This window comes from Acidovorax sp. KPB24-07 (assembly GCF_057543315.1).
This window is the reverse complement of sequence record NZ_BAAJYS010000303.1, coordinates 1-4,148: the sequence shown is the minus strand read 5'-3', so window position 1 is coordinate 4,148 and position 4,148 is coordinate 1. Positions and strand designations below refer to the sequence as shown.

Genomic DNA, 4,148 nt, shown 5'->3' with positions numbered 1-4,148 from the left:
TCGGCCTCCTTGCGGCGCTGGGCCTCCAGGGCGGCGCGCTCCTGGTCGGTGAGGGTGGGGCCCAGGCGCTGGCGCTCGGTGCCCGATGGGCCCAGCACCCGCTGCTCCCGGTCCACGCACTCGGCGATGGGCCGGTCCGCCGTGAGGCGACGGCCCTGGGCATTCACGCAGGTGTAGATGCCGGCGGTCGGAGAACCGCTAGGCTGCGCCCCGGCCGGCGTGCCCGCCAGGCCCGAGAGGGCGATCACCCACCAGCCGAATCTCCAGGCCGTCTTGCTCAAACGAACTACCCCCCTTGCACGCCGTAGCGCTGGCGGTATGCCAGCACGTGTTCATGGTGGGTGTGCACACCCGGCTCCCCACTCTGGGCCAAATACTGCAATAAATCTGCCAGCTTGGCGATGGTGCATACCTGCATGCCCAGATGGTCGCGCACGTACTGCACGGCGCTGTGCTCCACGTCCTGGCCGTTCTCGGTCGCTTTCTCCTGCCGGTCGAGGGCGATGGCCATGGCATGGGGCTGGGCACCCGCAGCGCGGATCAGCGCGATCGACTCGCGCGCCGCCGTGCCGGCGGACATCACGTCGTCCACGATCAGCACGCGGCCGCGCAACGGGGCACCCACCAGCGTGCCGCCTTCGCCGTGGTCCTTGGCTTCCTTGCGGTTGTAGGCAAAGGGCACGTTGCGTCCGTGCCGTGCCAGTTCGACGGCCACCGTGGCCGCGAGCGGAATGCCTTTGTACGCGGGACCGAACACCATGTCGAACTCGATGCCGCTCGCCAGCAGGGCTTTTGCATAGAATTCGGCCAGCCTGCCCATCTTGGCGCCGTCATCGAACAGCCCGGCGTTGAAGAAATACGGGCTCAAGCGGCCTGCCTTGGTCTTGAATTCGCCGAAGCGCAGCACCCCCGCTTCCACGGCGAATTGCACGAAGTCCTGCGCCAGGCGGTCCTGTTCCACCGATTGCGCCTTGTCTGTCACCATGGATTCACCCCTTTTCAAATTAACGAGCCTCAACCTCAACGGCATCCGCTCCGCCGCATCCAAGGGGGTGGAGGCATGGATCGCCGCAACGCGGCCGGATTGTATTTGCGTGCAGGAGATCAAGGCGCAATCGGCCGACATGCTGGGCCGCTTCGAGCACTTGGCGGGCCTGAAAGGGCACTTTCACTTCGCGGCCAAGAAAGGCTACTCGGGCGTGGGCATCTACTCGCGCCACGAGCCGAGCGACGTGCGCATCGGCTACGGCTCGCAGGAGTTCGATGCCGAGGGCCGCTACGTGGAAGCCCGCTTCGACACGCCCGCACGCAAGCTGTCGATCATCAGCGCGTACTTTCCGAGCGGCTCCTCGGGCGAAGAGCGCCAGCTGGCCAAGTTCCGCTTCCTCGACGAGTTCCATCCCCACCTCATGCGCACCAAGGGCGAGCGCGAGTTCATCCTCTGCGGCGACATCAACATCGCCCATCAGGCCATCGACCTCAAGAACTGGCGCAGCAACCAGAAGAACAGCGGATTCCTTCCGCAGGAGCGCGAGTGGATGACAAAGTTGTTGCACATAACTGATGAAGGCGGCGGGCTGATAGACGTTTACCGTCAGTTACAACCAGACGCCACGGACACCGCCTACACGTGGTGGAGCAACCGGGGGCAAGCGTATGCAAACAACGTCGGATGGCGGCTGGACTACCACTTGGCGACGCCGGCCATCGCCGCCCTGGCCCGCACCGAGCATATTTACAAGACCGAGAAGTTTTCTGACCATGCGCCGATCACGATCGGGTACGACATGGTGCTGTAAGCGCAGCGCGCAGCGTGCGGCGGGCATCCACCCGCTTGCAGGGAACCGGCCCTGCCGGGCGGCCGTCTCCCGTTGCGGGCATGGGCCGGATCAGCGGTGAGCGGCTGCGGCCAGTTCGGCCGCAAAGGCCTGGGCCTGCTCTGGCGCTACGAAGGCCTCTTCGTCCTTGCGGATCAGCCCTGCGACTTGGCCGTCATCGGTCACCAGGCGCTTGACGTAGAAGCCATAGCCGGTCTTGCCGTTGTTGGGATACCAGTCGCCCTCGCCCTCGTTCACGCTGTACTTGAAGAGATAGGTGTGCTGCGTGGTGCTGGAGTTGGAAAAGAACTTGACGCAAAACACGAAGCCCGCCAGACCGCCGCTGACCTGGTGTTCACACATCAGGTTGCTGGACGGCGCGGAGATGGTCCCGCTACCGGTGCCGGTGGCATTGCCCACGGCTGTGAACGTGGGAGTCTCAACGCCCCAGCCCAGCGTGGGCGAGTACGTCGTGAACAGCCAGCTGCCTTTCAGGCTTTGCGGTACGGCCGCGTAACCGAAGTTGAAGCGCGAGATGGCCTTTTCGCTCTCGCCGGGGAAGGTGATGAAACCGCTCACGCCGTCGACGAAGCGGATCTTGACCGCGCCCGCGTTGCCCTTTTCAGTGCCCGAGCGGTCTTCGCTGCCCAGGAAACGGCCGCCTTCATAGGACTTGAGATCGGCCGTGACCTGGTTGTCCACCACATTGCCCACGGCCAGGTAGAACGTGGACTTGCCGGTGTTCTCGTACGCATACATCTGCATCACCAGCGTGCCGTTCTGCACGTCGATGCCGAAGCCGCGGCCGGGCTTGCCGTTGACCTCGGAGGTCACCACCCACGTCCCCGCCTGGGGGATGAACGCATGGGCCACGCCCGCACCGAAAACAAAGGCCGCAGCCACCAGCTTCTTGAACATCGCTCCCTCTCTCTTTCGCATTGACGACAATGGCGCCAGCCCTCCGATGAATGCTGAAGCGCGAACCCGAAATCATCGCCGTGAAGCCTGAATACTAACTTACACGATGTTGCAATATTTCACATTACCCGTCACCGCTTTCCAGCAGAACTGCTCGTTGGTGTGGTGCGACGAAACCCTTCTGGCCGCGGTGATCGATCCCGGTGGGGACCTGCCGGCCATCCTCGCCCAGGCGGAGCGGCGGCAGCTGAAGCTAGAGCAGATCTGGCTCACCCACGCCCACATCGACCATGCGGGCGGAGCGGGCGAGCTGGCCCGCACCCGGGTGCTGCCCATCGTCGGGCCGCATCCCGGGGACCAGTTCTGGATCGACGGGCTGCCGCAGCAAAGCGCGATGTTCGGCTTTCCGCCTGCGGAGGCCTTCACGCCCACGCGGTGGCTGGACGATGGCGACACGGTGCAGATCGGCAACGAGACGCTGTCGGTGCGCCACTGCCCCGGCCACACGCCGGGCCACGTGGTGTTCCACGCGCCCCAGATCGAGCGGGCTTTCGTGGGCGACGTGCTGTTTGCCGGCAGCATCGGCCGCACCGACTTTCCCCAGGGCAATCACCAGCAGCTCATCGACAGCATCACGCAGCGCCTGTGGCCGATGGGCGACGGCACGGTTTTCATCCCGGGGCACGGGCCGGAGAGCAGCTTCGGGCGCGAGCGCAAGAGCAACCCCTACGTGGGCGGGACCTGATCCGCGCCCCACGCCGGCCCCGGTCGACTCACCCCCGGCGCGCCGCCTGGTACAGCCCCTGCACCCGCGGCACGTTCTGCTCCAGCTGCCGGATGCGCTCCGGCCCGCTGGGGTGGGTGGAGAGAAACGCGATGCCGCCCTGGCCGCTGGTGGCCTCGCCCATCTTGCGCCACAGGCTCACCGAGGCGTCGGGGTTGTAGCCGGCGCGGGCGGCCAGTTCCAGGCCCACCAGGTCGGCTTCGGTCTCGTCGCCGCGGCTGAACTTCAACGTGATGAGCTGCGTGCCCAGGTTGGCCGCCGCGTTGCCCAGATCGCCCAGGCCCAGCAGCTGCGCCCCGAGGGACAGGCCCACGCTGGTGGCCTGGGTCTTGGCGAGGCGGGCGCGGGCGTGTTCGCGCAGCGCGTGGGCCATTTCGTGGCCCATGATCATCGCGGCCTCGTCGTCGGTGAGCTTGAGCTGGTCCAGGATGCCGGTGTAGAAGGCGATCTTGCCACCCGGCATGCAGAAGGCGTTGATCTGCTTGCTGCCGATCAGGTTGACCTCCCACTGCCACTGGCGGGCCCGGTCGTTCCATTGGGCGGTGTAGGGGATCAGGCGCTGGGCGATGGCGCGCAGGCGCTGCAGCTGCGCATTGTCGGGGCCGGCCAGCGCACGCTGCGCCTTGGCC

At 66.1% G+C, this 4,148-nt stretch carries 5 protein-coding genes and 1 pseudogene; 2 read left to right on the top strand and 4 right to left on the bottom strand.

What is annotated here, in order from left to right:
- Both AC27IQ_RS19765 and pyrE read right to left on the bottom strand, forming a co-directional pair.
- Window positions 1-281, bottom strand: a pseudogene (locus AC27IQ_RS19765) (DUF4124 domain-containing protein); the annotation flags it as partial.
- A gap of 5 nt (window positions 282-286) precedes the next feature.
- The gene (gene pyrE, locus AC27IQ_RS19760) at window positions 287-985 is read right to left on the bottom strand and encodes an orotate phosphoribosyltransferase (protein WP_284407823.1); all 699 of its coding nucleotides are present in this window, start codon (window positions 983-985) and stop codon (window positions 287-289) included.
- Between pyrE and AC27IQ_RS19755 the strand changes: the two genes are divergently transcribed.
- The gene (locus tag AC27IQ_RS19755; RefSeq protein WP_272565908.1) at window positions 984-1,799 is read left to right on the top strand and encodes an exodeoxyribonuclease III; all 816 of its coding nucleotides are present in this window, start codon (window positions 984-986) and stop codon (window positions 1,797-1,799) included. The genes pyrE and AC27IQ_RS19755 overlap by 2 nt on opposite strands.
- A gap of 90 nt (window positions 1,800-1,889) precedes the next feature.
- Here AC27IQ_RS19755 and AC27IQ_RS19750 read toward each other — a convergent pair whose 3' ends face one another.
- Entirely contained in the window at window positions 1,890-2,735 is an 846-nt protein-coding gene (locus AC27IQ_RS19750) for a hypothetical protein (protein ID WP_487090498.1), read from the bottom strand.
- A 106-nt stretch (window positions 2,736-2,841) separates the two neighbouring features.
- On the opposite strand from AC27IQ_RS19750, the gene AC27IQ_RS19745 reads away from it, so the two are divergent.
- Entirely contained in the window at window positions 2,842-3,480 is a 639-nt protein-coding gene (locus tag AC27IQ_RS19745; protein ID WP_284430293.1) for an MBL fold metallo-hydrolase, read from the top strand.
- A gap of 28 nt (window positions 3,481-3,508) precedes the next feature.
- On the opposite strand, the gene AC27IQ_RS19740 is transcribed toward AC27IQ_RS19745, so the two are convergent.
- A partial coding sequence (locus AC27IQ_RS19740) for a M48 family metallopeptidase (RefSeq protein WP_487090497.1) occupies window positions 3,509-4,148 on the bottom strand: 640 nt, incomplete at its 5' end.

Excerpts from the sequence above, each read along its gene's own strand:
- AC27IQ_RS19755 (WP_272565908.1), top strand. The coding sequence starts at position 984 with ATGGATTCACCCCTTTTCAAATTAACGAGCCTCAACCTCAACGGCATC.
- pyrE (WP_284407823.1), bottom strand. The coding sequence starts at position 985 with ATGGTGACAGACAAGGCGCAATCGGTGGAACAGGACCGCCTGGCGCAG.
- AC27IQ_RS19750 (WP_487090498.1), bottom strand. The coding sequence starts at position 2,735 with ATGTTCAAGAAGCTGGTGGCTGCGGCCTTTGTTTTCGGTGCGGGCGTG.
- AC27IQ_RS19745 (WP_284430293.1), top strand. The coding sequence starts at position 2,842 with ATGTTGCAATATTTCACATTACCCGTCACCGCTTTCCAGCAGAACTGC.